General features: G+C 56.2%; 9 protein-coding genes. 4 read left to right on the top strand and 5 right to left on the bottom strand.

Annotated features, from left to right (window positions below; translation table 11 throughout):
- The first annotated feature begins 93 nt into the window (after nt 1-93).
- The gene (gene ilvD, locus AC2FI9_RS18000; protein ID WP_496769557.1) at nt 94-1,926 is read left to right on the top strand and encodes a dihydroxy-acid dehydratase; all 1,833 of its coding nucleotides are present in this window, start codon (nt 94-96) and stop codon (nt 1,924-1,926) included.
- Between the two features lie 115 nt (nt 1,927-2,041).
- On the top strand, nt 2,042-2,491 hold the full coding sequence (locus AC2FI9_RS17995) for an NUDIX hydrolase (RefSeq protein WP_496769556.1): 450 nt from the start codon (nt 2,042-2,044) through the stop codon (nt 2,489-2,491).
- A gap of 9 nt (nt 2,492-2,500) precedes the next feature.
- Here AC2FI9_RS17995 and AC2FI9_RS17990 read toward each other — a convergent pair whose 3' ends face one another.
- Nucleotides 2,501-3,319 (bottom strand): sulfotransferase family protein, encoded by an 819-nt coding sequence (locus tag AC2FI9_RS17990; RefSeq protein WP_282120959.1) that lies wholly within the window; start codon nt 3,317-3,319, stop codon nt 2,501-2,503.
- A gap of 144 nt (nt 3,320-3,463) precedes the next feature.
- Here AC2FI9_RS17990 and AC2FI9_RS17985 point away from each other — a divergent pair, with 144 nt between their 5' ends.
- Complete coding sequence (locus AC2FI9_RS17985) at nt 3,464-5,041, top strand: DUF5928 domain-containing protein (protein WP_496769553.1); 1,578 nt, start codon at nt 3,464-3,466, stop codon at nt 5,039-5,041.
- 45 nt (nt 5,042-5,086) lie between these two features.
- On the opposite strand, the gene amaB is transcribed toward AC2FI9_RS17985, so the two are convergent.
- Entirely contained in the window at nt 5,087-6,583 is a 1,497-nt protein-coding gene (amaB, locus tag AC2FI9_RS17980) for an L-piperidine-6-carboxylate dehydrogenase (protein WP_496769550.1), read from the bottom strand.
- An 18-nt stretch (nt 6,584-6,601) separates the two neighbouring features.
- Nucleotides 6,602-7,708, bottom strand: a complete 1,107-nt coding sequence (locus AC2FI9_RS17975; RefSeq protein WP_496769547.1) for a saccharopine dehydrogenase family protein — start codon at nt 7,706-7,708, stop codon at nt 6,602-6,604.
- 472 nt (nt 7,709-8,180) lie between these two features.
- Between AC2FI9_RS17975 and AC2FI9_RS17970 the strand changes: the two genes are divergently transcribed.
- Nucleotides 8,181-11,753, top strand: coding sequence for a flavoprotein (locus AC2FI9_RS17970; protein WP_496769545.1), 3,573 nt, complete (start codon nt 8,181-8,183; stop codon nt 11,751-11,753).
- On the opposite strand, the gene AC2FI9_RS17965 is transcribed toward AC2FI9_RS17970, so the two are convergent.
- Nucleotides 11,750-12,913, bottom strand: a complete 1,164-nt coding sequence (locus AC2FI9_RS17965) for a hypothetical protein (RefSeq protein WP_496769542.1) — start codon at nt 12,911-12,913, stop codon at nt 11,750-11,752. The genes AC2FI9_RS17970 and AC2FI9_RS17965 overlap by 4 nt on opposite strands.
- Before the next feature lie 16 nt (nt 12,914-12,929).
- Nucleotides 12,930-16,193: an adenylate/guanylate cyclase domain-containing protein gene (locus tag AC2FI9_RS17960; protein ID WP_496769540.1), complete on the bottom strand. Its 3,264-nt coding sequence runs from the start codon at nt 16,191-16,193 to the stop codon at nt 12,930-12,932.
- Between the last annotated feature and the right edge of the window lie 23 nt (nt 16,194-16,216).

The raw sequence follows: 16,216 nt of genomic DNA, 5'->3' as shown, positions 1-16,216 counted from the left end.
GAATCCTCTTGTGCGTTATAGCGCACATGTGGTACGTGCGCTATAACGTACGCAACCCGAGTATCGCAACCGGGGCAAAAGGGAAACAGCATCATGCCAATGTACCGATCCAGAACCTCAACCCACGGCCGCAACATGGCCGGTGCTCGCGGCCTGTGGCGCGCCACCGGCATGGGTGACGACGATTTCGGCAAACCGATCATCGCCATCGTCAACTCGTTCACCCAGTTCGTACCCGGCCACGTGCACCTGAAGGATCTGGGCCAGATGGTCGCGCGCGAGGTTGAGGCCGCTGGCGGTGTTGCGAAAGAGTTCAACACAATCGCGGTGGATGACGGTATCGCCATGGGCCATGACGGGATGCTGTATTCCCTGCCCTCGCGCGAAGTGATCGCGGATTCGGTCGAATATATGGTCAACGCCCACTGCGCTGATGCGATGGTCTGTATCTCGAACTGCGACAAGATCACCCCCGGCATGCTGATGGCCGCGATGCGCCTGAACATCCCGGCGATCTTTGTCTCGGGTGGGCCGATGGAGGCCGGCAAGATCGACATCGCCGATCTGGACGCCAAGAAGATCGACCTTGTGGATGCGATGGTCGCCGCCGCCGACGACAGATTCACCGACGAACAGGTCCAGCATATCGAAGAAAACGCCTGCCCAACCTGTGGCTCATGTTCCGGTATGTTCACCGCAAACTCGATGAACTGTCTGGCCGAAGCTCTGGGACTGGCGCTGCCGGGCAACGGTTCCACGCTCGCAACGCATGCCGACCGTAAAGAGTTGTTCCTTGAGGCCGGTCGTCGGATCGTTGAGATCACCAAGCGTCACTATGATCTGGATGAAAAAGGCTTCCTGCCACGCGAAATCGCAACGTTCGACGCGTTCGAGAACGCGATGTCGCTGGATATTGCCATGGGCGGTTCGACCAACACGGTTTTGCACCTGCTAGCTATCGCGCATGAGGGTGAGGTGCATTTCACCATGACCGACATGGATCGCCTGAGCCGTCAGGTGCCGTGTCTCTGTAAAGTCGCACCCAACACCGAAAATGTTCACATGGAGGATGTGCACCGCGCCGGTGGCATCTTCTCGATCCTTGGCGAACTTAGCCGGGCCGGGCTGCTGCACGAACATTGCAGCACCGTACACTCAGGCACGATGGGTGAGGCGATTGCCAACTGGGACATCAAGGTTGCGAACAACCCGGCGGCGCAGGACCTGTTCAAGGCCGCGCCGGGCGGCGTACGCACGACACAGGCCTTCAGCCAGTCGAACCGGTACAAAGAACTGGACACCGACCGCGAAGGTGGCGTGATCCGGTCCAAGGAACACGCCTTCAGCCAAGATGGCGGTCTGGCGGTTCTGTTCGGTAACATCGCGCGAGATGGCTGTATCGTAAAAACGGCAGGCGTTGACCCCAACAGCCTGACGTTCACCGGATCGGCCTATGTTTGCGAAAGCCAGGATCAGGCGGTCAACGACATCCTGACCGGCAAGGTCAAAGAAGGCGACGTGGTGGTGATCCGCTATGAAGGCCCGCGCGGCGGTCCGGGGATGCAGGAAATGCTGTATCCGACGTCTTACTTGAAATCCAAAGGTCTGGGCAAAGCCTGCGCCCTGCTGACCGATGGGCGTTTCTCGGGTGGCACCTCGGGTCTGTCCATCGGCCACGTTTCACCTGAGGCCGCCGAGGGTGGCGAAATCGGGCTGGTCAAGCAAGGCGACAAGATCGAGATCGACATCCCCAACCGGACGATTCATCTGGCCGTGTCAAACGAAGAACTGGCCGCCCGCCGCGAAGAGCAGGACGAAAAGGGATGGGTTCCGGCCGCACCGCGCAAGCGCAAGGTGTCAACCGCGCTAAAGGCCTATGCCAAGCTGGCGACAAGTGCCGCGAAAGGTGCCGTGCGCCAAGTCTGAAGAAGCGGTTTCCAAACCACCCAAACTGCAATAACTTCAAAGGTCTCTCTAGTTCGTTTAGCGAGACCTTTTTCTTTTGTATTCAACGGCATCCATGGCAAAATCGGTGACAAGTATGACATTCTGGCGCCCTCATAACGGTATCCGTGTCAAAGCCATCGGCTTGCATTGGCGGTGGGACCGCCTTCTTGCTGCCGAAGTCCCAAATGACGACGGTCGCATCAAGGGTGTTCGCCCTTTGGGCGGATCGGTCGAATTCGGCGAAACATGGCGTGACGCGCTGAAACGTGAGTTCCGGGAAGAGCTCGATGTGACAGTTGAAGTCAGTGGGCAACCGCTGGTGATCGAGAACCTGTACCAGCATGAAGGGCATCAGGGACATGAGATCATCTTTGTGGCCGAGATTCAGTGCCCCGAGCTTTTGAACTGGCCCGACGCGCCGATTTCATTCACCGAAGACAATGGCCTGAGTTGGACGGCAGGATGGTTCAGTCTGGATGCTCTGGATATCGGCGGTCCAGAGCTATACCCGACCGGCCTGAAAGAGCGGCTGATCGATCGCTGATCAGTTCGTCTAATCGCCCAGTTTGGCGTGAACTTCGTCCAAATCAATCTCCCCAATTGGCATCTTGTTGCCCGGGTTCTCAAAATCGTATTTGAACAACTCGAAATCGTGTTTGTAGATTTCGTAGACCAAGTGCATCGAAAGGTCGTCAAAGTAGTCCTCGACCGGATGCGCACGTTTGGGCCCATGGCCTTCGGATTCATTGAATCGCGGGATTTCGGACAAATTCACAGCGTGCGGTGTCTCTAACCGATCAAGGACACTTTGCATTCCTTCATTGAACTGCTCAGTCCAGAAAATCTGATCGTACTGCCCACCATTCACGATGAAGGTAGAAACATGCCCGGACATGGCCGACCAGTGAATGTCAGGATCCATCGGGCGGCGCCAGCGGATCGTATCACGCGCAAACAGCAAAAACCGACGGAAACTGGCGATCTGATCGAACTCACCCTTGCCATCGTCGCCGCCAACTTCGATCCCGTAATTATAGATAAGCGTGGGCACCAAATTGCCCCGATACCGCTTGCCGTTGCGCTGAATGCCGCAGATTTTGTCGAAGAACGAGCTTAGAATTCGGGTATAAGGATTGCGTACGCAAGTAAAGGCCAAGGACTTGTGATTGCGGACATTTCCCGAGATCTGATCCTGACTTGGACCGAAGGCCCATTTGTGCATCCCGTCCTTCGCGTCATGGATATCACCGTCAAAAAACTGCCCGTGATCCGAATAAAACATGATCTGACCAATGGTCGAACAGGCGCATTTCGGCACCACACGGTAAACCATGCTTTCGCTTTCGGTCATCCATGTACCGGGAAAACCCATCTGCTGTGCCTCCTTTGCTGATCTGGTCTCATAATTGACGCGCCAGCATTCGAAACCAAAAAACCAAAAATATTCTATTTATTCAATCGCTCATCCTCAGTATCACGGTTGGAAACGGGCAGAAACGGAAAACAATAGGCCAATATGGCAAGAATTGCCTACATATTGCTTTGTCACAAAGACCCTGACGCAATCATCGCGCAGGCCGAGCAACTGACCGCAGCCGGGGATTGCATGGCGATCCACTTTGACGCGCGTGCCAGTGCGGCCGCTTTCGAACGCATTCGCGAGGCTTTGAAAGACAACCCCAATGTCACGTTTGCCAGCAAGCGCATCAAATGCGGCTGGGGGGCGTGGTCACTGGTTCAGGCCACGCTGAATGCCCTGCAGGCCGCTGTGGATGCGTTTCCCCGCGCCACTCATTTCTACATGGTGTCGGGTGACTGCATGCCGATCAAATCGGCTGAATACTTCCACGACTTTCTGAATCAACACGACGTTGATTTCGTCGAAAGCCATGATTTCCTGGAAAGCAACTGGATCAAGACCGGCATGGTCGAGGACCGGCTGATCTATCGGCACTATTTCAACGAACGCACACAGGCCAAGCTGTTTTACGGGTCGTACAATCTGCAAAAACGGTTTGGTCTGACGCGCGAGATTCCGTCAGACGTTCAGATAATGATCGGCAGCCAATGGTGGTGCCTGCGCCGCAGGACCATCGAAATGATCCTGGATTTTCTGCAAAAGCGCCCGGATGTGAAACGGTTTTTCTCGACCACCTGGATTCCGGACGAGACCTTTTTTCAGACTTTGGTGCGCCATCTGATCCCCAAGACTGAAATCGACAACCGCACGCCCACGTTTCTGATGTTCTCGGATTATGGCATGCCGGTGACGTTCTACAACGATCACTATGACTTGCTGCTATCCCAAGATTACCTGTTCGCCCGCAAGATCAGCCCCGAAGCCCATGAGCTGAAGGACAGGTTGGGTCAGATGTACGCAACCGAAGGGATGACGTTTCACATCTCGGACGAAGGCCGCAACCTGTACAGCTTTCTGACCGGGCGAGGCCGGGTGGGGCGGCGCTATGCGCAGCGGTTCTGGGAGGCGGGCAATTCCCTGGGCCCTGAGCGCGAAGTGTTTCTGATCGTGAGCAAGAAATGGCATGTCGCCAAGCGTCTGGTGGACCAGATCGTCTCGGAAACCGAGATTCCATGCGTGGAATACCTGTTCAACGAAGAAGACACTTCTTTGCCTGATCTGGGCGGCATTGAATCGTCTTTGGCCAAGCGCACACGGCATCGGCGTGCAGTGGCCCGCATGCTGTTTGAAAGCTTTGATTCCAACAAGCTGGTCTTGTGCGTGGATCCCGCAGATCTGGATATCATTCAGGATTTCTGCTCGGTTCAGGCCCGCAGCCATGTTCTTGAAATCGAGTGCGAGTATTCCGACGACTATCTGATCGGTCACGCTCGCCGGGTTGGGTTGGCCGGGGACAGCAGTCCTCGGGAAACCGTGGCCCGTCTGATCCCGGCGCTGCGCAGTTCACTGGTGCACGAATCCGAATTGATCCGCGAGGCAGAGTTTGACGGATACCTGCGTATCCGCGAGACCAACTCAAATATTGAGAATGAGACCGCGATTGCCGAGTTTCTGGGCGTGTCGCTGGACAAGGCGCAAGCCATCATGAGCCTTGATTATCTTTTTGCCGATTAATCTGGAACATCCAGCGGCGCTTTAAGGTGCCGCTGGATAACTGGTTCAGATGTCGAACTTGACGCCCTGCGCCAAGGGCAGCTCAGCCGAGTAATTCACAGTGTTCGTCTGACGACGCATGTAGGCTTTCCACGCGTCCGAGCCGCTTTCGCGCCCACCGCCAGTTTCCTTCTCACCGCCGAAGGCTCCGCCGATCTCGGCACCTGACGGGCCGATATTGACGTTGGCGATGCCGCAATCTGAACCGGCTGCCGTCAAGAACTGCTCGGCCTCGCGCATGTTCAGGGTGAACACGCAAGAGGACAGGCCCTGCGGGACGTCATTCTGCAGCTCGATCGCGTCATCAAAATCGTCATAGCCCATGACGTAGAGGATGGGCGCAAAGGTTTCGGTTTTAACAACCGCCGTCTGGCCTGGCATTTCGACAATGGCCGGTTCCATATAGACACCGGCAGGTACACCATCGGTCACGCGACGACCGCCGTGCACGGTGCCACCTTCGGTCTTGGCGGCTTCAAGCGCAGCGATCATGGCCGTGCCCGAGGCTTCGTCTACCAACGGGCCAATCAACGTGCCTTCGACCAGTGGGTTGCCGATGGGCAAGCCCGCATAGGCCTTTTTCAAACGGCCCACTAACTCCTCGCGGATCGAGTTATGTACGATCAGGCGGCGCAGCGTGGTGCAGCGCTGACCGGCCGTACCGACGGCCGAGAACACAACCGCACGGACAGCCATTTCCAGATCGGCCGAGGGGCCAACGATCATCGCGTTGTTGCCACCCAGTTCTAGAATGCACTTGCCAAAGCGTTGCGCCACGATGGGCGCGACGGCGCGACCCATACGGGTGGACCCTGTGGCCGAGATAACCGGAACGTCTTCGCTTGCGACCAAAGCCTCGCCCAGCGCCGCACCACCGATCAGGGTTTGCAGCAGATTGTCCGGCGCATCGCCAAACCGGGCCAGCGCGCGTTCAAAAATCTTCTGACACGCCATCGCGGTCAGCGGAGATTTCTCGGACGGCTTCCAGATCACCGGGTCACCACAAACCAGCGCCAATGCCGCATTCCACGACCACACCGCAACCGGGAAGTTGAAAGCCGAGATCACGCCAACCGGACCTGCCGGATGCCACGTCTCCATCATTCGGTGCCCAGGACGCTCGGACGCAATGGTCAGGCCGTACAATTGACGCGAAAGACCAACGGCAAAGTCGCAGATGTCGATCATCTCTTGCACTTCACCCAAGCCTTCCGAGGTGATCTTGCCAGCCTCCCAGCTGACCAGAGCACCCAGATCGTCCTTGGCGGCGCGCAGTTCCTCTCCCAACAGGCGGATCAGCTCACCCCGGCGCGGGGCCGGTACTGTCCGCCATTCTTTGAACGCCGTTTTAGAACGGGCAAAGATGGCGTCCATGTCGGCAACGGGTGTCTCATGCACGTCGGCCAACACGCTGCCATCAATTGGAGACGTCACTTTGAGCGTACCGCCGGTCAGTTCGGCCTCGGTCAGATCCAGATTGGCGAGGGTTGTTTGGGCTGTCATCACGATGTCTTTCATATCTCAGGCCGCCTTGTTCTGTTCGGTTACGTCGCCGGCGCGATAGAGCCGGCCAAATTCGGTGTTCAGGAAATCGGACAGGTTCACCTGTTCTTGCCGGACAAAGCCCTTCGCAGGCAGTGCGCCGGTCCGCATCAAGTCAACCACGCCCAGAACGCCTGCAGCGGTGGTGACCTGAATGGCACTCCAGACCTGCCCGTTGATCGTGCGGGCAAAGCTTTTGTTGATCAGGGATTTCTCGCGCAGCGCGCCGTCGATCATGCCCTTTGCGGTGCAATAGACCAAAACCACATCCTGATCGGTGCGCGGCAGCGCAGTCTCAAAAATATCCTTCAACAGGTCGCGGCGATGTTCCAGGCCAAGGTCCTTCAGAAGCAATTTCAGGATATCGCAATGGCCCGGGTACCGGATTGATCGGTAGGACACCGCACGCGCCTTGCCGTCCAGTGTTTCGGGCAAGGTGCCCAATCCGCCAGAGGTGTTGAAGCATTCGTACTCCACCCCGTCATGGCCAAGCAGCTCATAATCCTCCAGCGGAGCGGTCTTGACCCGTTCACCATTCACGATGGCATCGCAAGGGTTGCAGTATTCGTTGATCAACCCGTCGGTGGACCAGGTCAGATTGTATTTCAACGCGTTGGTTGGATAGAGCGGCAGCGCGCCCACCCGCATATGCAGGCTGTCGATTTCATCGAATTCCGCCGCCAGCGATGCCCCCGCGATACCGACAAAACCCGGTGCCAAACCACATTGCGGCATGAACGCCGTATCACTGCCTTGTGCCAAGTCACGCACCGCATTGGTCGCGGCGACGTCTTCGGTCAGGTCAAAATAGTGTGCACCAGCGGCCTTGGCCGCCTTGGCAATTTTCGGCGTCAGAAAGAATGGGGCCGCGGAGATTACGGCATCGAACCCACCCAGACCTTCGGTCAGTTGCGCTTCGTCGCTCACATCGATTTGCCGGGTCGAAATGCCCTGCTTGTTCAATGCCGATAACGCAGCCAAATCGCGGTCGGCCACTGTGACCGAGTAATTGGCCGATGACTTCAGCAAGGTCGTGATCATCTGACCGATCTTGCCTGCTCCGATGACACAAATGTTCCAGCTCAAAACGCGCCTCCTCTTTCATTTTTAAAAGTATGAGGCCGCTTCTGTCCGAAACGCAGGGGCAATCTTGACGAAATCGTGGTTATGCTTGTCATATTGACAAGGTTTTTGTCAATTCGTCGTACCACCTGTGCGACCCTCCGCACTCGGCGGTACGATGAACGACGTGATCACCCCATGGCAGCAACGCAATTGGCCCACTCAACAACGCCAGTGATTTTTATATTCAGATATTATACAGTGCGCTCAATTGGACCCTTTTGTTCGCGCATATCAATGTGTTCAATCGGTCCGCCCAGCGCGGGAAATTACGTCAGGCCGGTTTTTTTATTCTGTATGACCGATGGGTGCCTGACCCAAGAACAAGCTTCTGCGTTGGGTCTTTGACAATTTTCACGGCGAAGTTCAGGGGGGACAAGACGTGCCTAAAGATCCAATTGAAAGCTCTCAATCATTCAACCCATCCCAAGACGATTTGAAATTGATAGATGAGGTCCTGCCATCCAAGGATTCATCAGTCATTCATTCGAAATTCGAATTCTACGAAGTATCCGAAGAGACGGTCCTGCCCTCTGAGGGTATGTTTGTGGTCCTTGGCGGCATGGTTCAGCTTCGGCAGGACAAAGCGGTTCTGGCGACCGCAGACAGCGGGGACTATTTTTACGAAGAACATCTCGAAATCGAGGACATTCCCGTCAGTCTTCAGGCCCTGGCCACTCCGGGCACCCGGTTGGCCTATCTGCCCAAACACCAATGGAAGGCAATCCCGAAAAAGATCAAAGATGCCTGTGAAGATACGCTATTTGGCGATCTGGTCAGCGTGCATCTGAAAAACTATCAACAGCCGATCAATTGCTGCAGCGTGACTGCGGCAGCCCTTAGCATGTCGGCGCTTGGATTCAGCTACGAAGTCAACGACATCTTTCGCGAATGCGGCTTGCCAACCTCGTTTGTCGTAAACGACGGAATATCGCTGGGCGAGCTATTCGATGTTGCCTGCACATTCATCCATACCCAGGACCTGCGCGATGTCATTCAGGTGCAGGCCTATTTCATGGATGAGGCCACGACATCCGTGGATCTGCTGCTTGAGGCAATAGACGAATCCAATCGGCTGGGTGGAAAGAACGATATCCTTGTGGCGAACTTTCAGGTCGGTGTCGCACATGGCAAGGAAAACATGCCGGGCGGCCATTTCGCCATTATCGCAAAGTGCAACCCCAGCACCGGCCTCGTTCATATGATGGACGTTCACCCGGAAAAGTACGGCAAGCTATGGGTGACAACCATTGATCGACTGTGGGCCGGGATGACCGACCGCGACGGAACATCGATGCGATCACGGGGGATGCTGCGGTTTTCGGCGCTAGACGCTGTCAAAACATACCTGCAAACCCTGAAGCAGGACTGCAATTATGTCGACAGTACGGAATACCTGGCCAAGGACCCCAAAAAGCGGCGTAACCTGTTCCGACGGGCCAGCCCGAACATGAACTCGATGGGCGTTCTTGCCGAAAGCCTGGCCATCCTTGGGGATGAACAGGTTGACGAGGATAAACTGCTGAGAGCAACACAAACCGATCTGGCCGAGGCGCTTAGCCGCGTGTCGACCGCCCGGCAAATGCACGCGATGGCGCAACGGTACCTCAGCCAGGAACCGGACGTGCATCTGGGCAGCACTTTCCGCAGCTATGCCAATCGTTCGGACAAAAGCATCAAATCACCCGAAGACTGGTTCCGCCACCAATTGCTAAGCCTGAACGATGACAAAGGTCGTCACCTGATGATCAATATCGATTTCAACAAGGTACTGGGGTCTGAGGTCATTCGCCCCCCGAAGAATGCGTTCCGCGAAACGGCCCTGTTGGAGGAGTTCTGGTGCCTGTGTATCGCATATAAAGAGGCCACCGATATGGTGACGGTTGTGGACATGAGCCCCGCGACCTCACAAGTGTGGCAAGCGCCACGCGGACATTTGTTCCGCGGTCTTCGGGACATTACGAAACCTGCGTTGCTGGTAATCGAAGAACGTGAAGCCCCAAAAGATCCGTCCGACGTAGACCATATCACCGAAAAAAACCCGCTTGTTCTGTTCTATGCGGATGAAGACCCCTGGTCCTACATGCTGCGCAGTATTCTGGCCAATATCGGCATCACCGACATCAAGCTGGTTGATGTCGAGGGGCACGGGGCAAATGTCATGAAAATGCGCAGGCAACTGATCGCTAGAACCGGCAAGGAAACGGTTCCATATCTGTTTTTCCAGAATGTGTTTCAGGGCACGCGCAAGGACATCGTAGACAGAATCCTTAATGGTCAATTTCAAAAAGACATCAAGAAGGCCGGATTGCCGGTTCTGCTGCGCAATGAATCTCCCAGCCTGGACAAGAACATCTTTGGCTATCCCAAGGGTGGGCTGACCGATGCCCCCAGCGAAAAACGCAACGTATTGCTGTGTGCCTGCGGGTCTTCTGCCGCAGACAAGGTGCCGCAACTGGTAAAGAAAATTACCGCCGCTGGCCACAACGTGAAACTGATCCCGTCGGTTTCCGCTGAGAAGTTCTTTCGCGATATCGAGATCGAAAAGGGCGTCGAGATTGAACGGGGGTACGAGCCGGAAAAGGTCGAGGACTATATCTCGCACAACGACTATTACCGCGATGACGACGAATGGAACTTTCGCTACACCAAATTTGGAATGCCCCTGCGCGCCTCGCATCTTGCCTTGTGTGACTGGGCCGATTGCGTGATCGTGGCGCCCGTGACCTGCAATACAATGGGCAAGATTGCCAATGGGATTGCCGACAACCTTCTGACCTCGGTCTTTGTTGCCTGGCAGTACCGGAACAAACCGGCGATCCTTTGCCCGGCGTGTAACACCAACATGTGGAACAATGTCACTACCCAAAGGAATGTCGAAAAGCTGCGCGATCTGGGTGTTGATCTGGTCGGTCCCCGGAAAGGGCGGCTGTCAAACGGCATGATGGGGATTGGCATGATGGCGACCCCGGACCAGATCATGGAGGTTCTGGACGAAGCGTTCGAGGAACTGGCCGATCAGGAACACAACATCTGCAAATGGGCGCAAGAAGCCGCCGCATCGGATGAGTTCGAACAATGGAATCGTGTGTTCGAGGCGATCGACAATGGCATGGCCGGGATCGACATCGTGGATGACCACAATGGCGACACGCTGTTGCACTACGCAGCAGGCGGCGAAGGCGAGCTGAACGAAAACGGGCAGGACCTGGGCAAACCTGATCTGGAGGCTGCACAAGAGCTGATACGGCGCGGTATCAACGTGAATGCGACCAACGACCATGGGTTTACCAGCCTGCACGTGGCGGTGATGAACAACTCGGTCGAAATGGTCAAAACTCTGCTGGCAGCGGATGGCATTGATGCCAGCGCTTGCATCCATTTCCTGCAAAACGCCCATGAAATCGAAGACGCCAAAATATCAAAAGACGTGCTGGCCATGCTGGATGACTGGGCCAACAGCCACACGCTGACCGAGATTGAGGAAGAGGGCGAAGACGATGTGGTTGATGACCGTGAGCGCACCTATCTCTACTTTACCTATGGTTCGTTGAAGAAAGGCTTCCCGAACCACGAAGCCCACGCCGATGTGCTGGATGATTTCGTTGGCAAGGCCGTGACGCGACAGCGAATGCCTCTGATCGTGCCGCATGAGCCGCATTGCGACAATCCGAACTGTGGCTTCCTGCACAGGATGGCCACGCTGGTCGACCAGAAAGGGCGCGGCCATCCAATATGCGGAGAAGTGTATCGGGTGACCTCATCGGGCCTGAAACAGCTAGACCAGCTCGAAGGTTACCACGGACCCGGATCACCCGAGAATGTCTATGTCCGCAAACGGATCAATGTGCTGATCGACGGTGTGAAAAAACCCGCCTATGCCTACGTGATCGCGCAGCCCACCAAGTATCTGGACCAGTTGGATCAGGGCGTAGCCGGGGTTGTCGGGGAATACACGCTGGACATGGCGACAGGCACACAAAAACCCGGGTGGCAGCCGCCCACCTAGTTTTGAACCTGTATCCCGGCCTCATCCTTAGGGATGTCCTTGAGGCTGAGGTTATAGGCCGTGATGATCACCATGCACGACAGGACAAAGGGCCAGAAGCAGGCCTTGGGAATCAGGTTGTCTTTATAGTGGATGAACCACAGGGACGGCACGGCCTCGGCCGCAAAGAAGTAGGTGTTTACCGACACTGCCAGCAGCAGGAAATACATCAGGAAAAAGAACGATTCCATGTAGATCACGGGCGATCCGGCGAACCCTTCGCGCAGTTGTACATGTGCCAGCAGGATCACGAAAAACAGGACCGAGCAAGTGCCGATAACGCTGGACGTACTGAAATCGTGCCGTTCCACCAGATTGGGGCGTCGCGTGACCGTCATGACGGCCCCGAACAGCAGCATCGTCACAACAATCAGGGGGATCATGTGAACGATAAAGGCATTCGCAAAGTTCCGTTTGATGACGAAGTTATAGTGCAGCTCGGGCAGGTTGGTCTGATATTCGTTCTTTCCGATGCCCAGGGTCGTATCCAGATCGGACAGGCGATAGTCGAAATATGTGTTTTCACGCTCCCACGTTCCCATGACGATCCGGTTGTCGATGCCAAAGATATCGTCCGGCCCAGTGGCCGGATAGGCCGAAAAGTCAGGGATTAGAGCCACATTTACGTCAAACTCACCCGGCCAGAAACGGACCCAGACGGTTTTGTGGTCAAACGGATAACTGGTATAGTCAAAGGCCTGGCGCAAGGTCTGTTCAAAGTACCAGCCGATCAACTCGGACCCGCCCTGATCTATCCTGTAGGCTTCTTCAATCAGGCCACTCGCTGCCTCGGCAGCTTCCGGCAGGATGAACCCCACTTCGCCTTCGGCTGGTTTGATGGCGTCATGCACACCATCCTCATAATGCTGCCAGATATAACCGCTGACATGCACATCGCTGGCGCCGGTAAAACTGAAAGATTTGATGAATATGCCAGTTTTGACCTGATAGCTTGGCAAATTTGGAAGGTCTTGCAGATAAGCGTCGACCGACGCCTGATCTGGCAGTTGCGTCGGATCCTCGTCAAAATGATTCAGTTCAATCCAGAGTTTGAACAGAACAAGGGCCAGACCCAGCGTAACAAAACCCGAGATCAGCCAGACTTTCTTTTCTATGCTCATTCAGCCCCTCACCTGATTAGTCCAGCGGCCCGACCAGCGATTGTTTGATGCCCAGGTCCTGAAACCGCGCCTTCAATTCATCGAATCCTTCATGTGCCGTCAAAGGAATACCCCAACCCCCACATTCAGCCAGTGTTCGAGCCTGCAGGATCGACAGATCGACCATCGGCAAAGGCTCATCTGCAGTGAAAGCTGCCAGGGCATCCGCGTATCGCGTGGCTTCGTCCCACTGCTTTCGCGCCAGCATGACGGCAGCGGCGTCCGTATAGAAATGAAGATGGCTATGGCCAACACAGCCTTCGGCGATGATCTTCTCGCCAAGCTTTAGGTTATCATCTTGCGTCGCGGGGTCCTCTTCGGCCATGGCCAAAGCTGACAGCGCTTTTGGTCCGACGAAATTCCGACCGTGTTCAAGGGCAATGCCGACCGCGCGGCGACCGGTTTCACGCGCCTGTTCCAGCTGCCCGGCATAAACCTGCGTGCGGGCAAGATGTTCCAGCGCCTGCGCCTCTAGGCGTTTCGCTCCAACGCGGTTCGCGATCTCGGCAGACAGGGTAAAGACGTCCAACGCCTGATCTATTTCCCCTAAGAAAGTGTGCGCAACGCCCAAACAGGTCTGCGCCACGCATTCTGGGACAAAGGCGAAGTACTTCTGTGACACTTCAATGGCTTCCTGCGCATCCAACTTTCCTTGCGCTACATCACCGGTATAGCTGCGCGCGACGCTCAGATTGTGCAGGTTCGCGGCCAGATCGCGGACCAAACCCTTTTCTCGCGCCCGTTCGACTGCCTGCGTGTAGAACCCTGTCGCAGTTTGCATCGTGGCATTCATGAAATTGGCATCGCCAAATCCACTGAGCGCACCAACCTCAAGTCGCGCGGATTCAAGCTTTCTGGCCAGTGTTAGAGCCTTTTCGTTACTCTCAAGCGCCTTTGTCACCTGCCCCAGCGGGAAGTATACATTGCCGCGCACATAGTTGATCTGAGCAATGTCGCGGTCAGACCCGCAGCGTTCCGCAGCTGCCTCGGCAATGTCCAGACTTTCCAGAGCTTCCTGATACAGGCTGGCCTGCCGCGCGGCCTGCGCCAAGCCGATTTGCGCCCGGCAGATTTGTTCATCCGTCTCGGCCAATTCTGCGGCCTCTTTGAATTCACGCAGGGCATCATTGGACAGGCCCTGCAACCGGTGCGTCTCACCCCGGGCGCAGAACAGATCAAAGCGAACCCCTGCGGGTGCTGGCAGTTCCAGCCCCCGTTCGATCAACGGGCTGGCATCGTCGAACTGAAAAACCTGTATCAGCTTGTCCGCGGCTTCCAGATAAGCCTGGGCCGCATGGGTCGCACCCGCGCGATCCAGATGCTGTGCCCGCAGAGTGGCGTCACGGTCCTCAAACCAACTCGCGGCCTGACGATGCAGGCGGGCGCGTTCAGATTTCACCAAAGTTGCATAAGATCCGTCGCGGATCAGCGCGTGGGCAAACATCAGATCGGCCTCAGCCTCGCGGATCAGGGCAGAGCGGATCAGGGTCGAGGTATCCAGATGCCCTTCACCCAGAACAAAATTCAAAACTTCGGGCGAGAACCTCTGCCCCAGCACGGATGCCGCCTGAATCGACGTTCGGCTGGTCCGGTCCAGCGAATCCAGACGGGACTGAACAATGCCCTGAATGCTGCCGGGAACGGATTCCTGTTTCAGCACATCGATATTGCGCAATAACTGTTCAAGAAACAGCGGATTGCCTCCGGCGCGTTTCACGCAGGCGTCTAACAGTTCCGGGTCGATCCCGGTGAACTCTTCGACCAGTTGTCGGGCTTGTTCGTCCCCCATTGGCGCCAGTTCCAGCTTGGATATCAGGGCACCATCCGTCGCAAGTTGCCATTCGCGGTCGATCGGATCGCCTTCCACGCGGCTGGTCATTAGCAACACGCAGGGCAGATTGCGCGTCATCGCCGCGATATGGGCGCAAGCTGTCAGGATCTCGGGTGAAGCCCAGTGGATATCCTCGATATGGATCAACAAAGGCGTTTTTTGGCTGCGGGCCGAAATCAGGTCGTCTATAACCTGACGACGCCCCCGCAGACGGGTTGCATTGTCCATCACCGCATAGACCTCGGCCAGACCGGGGTCTTGTTCAAGCTCTAGCAGGGCATTCAGGTGCGCGGCATTCGCCGCTGTTACCCAACCCTTGCTAATTGCATCCTTCGCGACAGATGCACAGGTTTCCGTATCATCCGTCGGCTCCAGCCCAAGAATACTGCGTGTCACGGATTGGATGGCTGAATGCCCCTCGCGCGCGCCGAAATCCATGACCACGCCATTGTGGATGGAATAAGACAGGCTGTCGGCCAGCTCAGCCACCTGTTCCGACAGGTGCGTTTTGCCAATACCCGGCTCGCCCAGTACGATATGGACTTCACCCTTACCGTGCCGCTGGCATCGATCGAACGTTGCCGAAAACAGGGACAGCTCTCGCTCGCGGCCCACAAAGCGATGCCTGCGCGACCGGATGTTGCGCGCCATCCGGTCCAGCCGCCACAGCTCAACCGGATCACCAAGGCCTTTGATTGCCTTTTCGCCCATCGACTCACCAACAAAAAGCGGCCCTAACGCACGCTGAATGTCATGTGAAACCAAAGTTTCCCCCGGCGCCGCCATGTCAGTGATGCGCGAGGCCAGGTTCACACCATCACCGGTCACGGTGTATTCCGTATGCGCCTGACTGCCTGTTGTACTGGCAATAACCTGCCCTGATGCAATCCCGATATGGCAGGTCAGCGGAGGGTTCAGGCCAGGCAGAACCGTGTGAATTTCCAGTGCTGCCCGCGCGGCCCGTTCGGTATCATTCGTGTGCGAGATCGGCGCGCCGAACACTGCCATGACCGCATCGCCAATATGCTTGTCGATCCGGCCACCGTATTTTTCGACGACCTTGTCCACCCTGGTGAAAAACGCGTTGAGCAGCGCGTGCATGTCTTCGGCATCCAGTTCGCTGGTCAAACGAGTAAATCCGGTCAGATCGGCGAACATGACCGTTACCTGCCGTTTCGCAGGCTCCAGGGATTCCTGAGGCTGAAATGGCGGGGCAATTTCGAACGTCTCAAGCTCGGCAATCGCGCGCAAAAGCCGCCGACGGTCGCCGACAGCAGTGACTCCGATTTCGATCAGGTCTTCACCCGTCAAATCGGGTAAAATTCCAAAATCAATTTTGTTATCCAAAAAGGCTTGCGCGTAGTCAGATAATCCAAGTGCGCTTAGCCAGTCCCTAAGGTCCTGAGACATTTCGCCCCTCTGAAGCCCCCAAC

The sequence above is a fragment of the Ruegeria sp. CDSA246 genome, assembly GCF_059611225.1.
Note: the sequence above shows the minus strand (reverse complement) of the source record. Positions and strands in the feature narration are given on the sequence as shown.

Coding starts and splice junctions, on each gene's coding strand:
- ilvD (WP_496769557.1), top strand. CDS start 94: ATGCCAATGTACCGATCCAGAACCTCAACCCACGGCCGCAACATGGCC.
- AC2FI9_RS17995 (WP_496769556.1), top strand. CDS start 2,042: ATGACATTCTGGCGCCCTCATAACGGTATCCGTGTCAAAGCCATCGGC.
- AC2FI9_RS17990 (WP_282120959.1), bottom strand. CDS start 3,319: ATGGGTTTTCCCGGTACATGGATGACCGAAAGCGAAAGCATGGTTTAC.
- AC2FI9_RS17985 (WP_496769553.1), top strand. CDS start 3,464: ATGGCAAGAATTGCCTACATATTGCTTTGTCACAAAGACCCTGACGCA.
- amaB (WP_496769550.1), bottom strand. CDS start 6,583: ATGACAGCCCAAACAACCCTCGCCAATCTGGATCTGACCGAGGCCGAA.
- AC2FI9_RS17965 (WP_496769542.1), bottom strand. CDS start 12,913: ATGAGCATAGAAAAGAAAGTCTGGCTGATCTCGGGTTTTGTTACGCTG.
- AC2FI9_RS17960 (WP_496769540.1), bottom strand. CDS start 16,193: ATGTCTCAGGACCTTAGGGACTGGCTAAGCGCACTTGGATTATCTGAC.